Genomic DNA, 304 nt, shown 5'->3' with positions numbered 1-304 from the left:
CGCGGCCGGGCATCCGCTCCGGCCATATCCCCGGCGCCCGCAACGTGCCCTACAATCTGCTGTTCGACGCCGCGACCGGCACCATGAAGCCGCTCGAGGAGCTGCGCGCCGCCTTCACGGGCGCCGGCGTCAAGCTCGACGCACCGATCGTGACGAGCTGCGGCTCGGGCGTATCAGCCGGCGTGCTGACGCTCGCGCTCTATCGGCTCGGGATCACCGACACCGCGCTCTATGACGGCTCGTGGTCGGAATGGGGTCAGGAGAGCGGCCCGGCGATCGCGACCGGGCCGGCGTAGCCTCGCCA

1 protein-coding gene is annotated in these 304 nt (G+C 71.7%); it reads left to right on the top strand.

Going from position 1 to position 304, the window contains the following annotated elements:
* A partial coding sequence (locus tag IC50_RS28465; protein ID WP_035712577.1) for a sulfurtransferase occupies nt 1–296 on the top strand: 296 nt, incomplete at its 5' end.
* Nucleotides 297–304: the final 8 nt, after the last annotated feature.

The sequence above is a fragment of the Bradyrhizobium genomosp. I (2014) genome, assembly GCF_000261685.1.
Classification (GTDB): Bacteria; Pseudomonadota; Alphaproteobacteria; order Rhizobiales; family Xanthobacteraceae; genus Bradyrhizobium.
The sequence above is the reverse complement of the archived record's forward strand: the minus strand, read 5'-3'. Positions and strand labels throughout refer to the sequence as shown.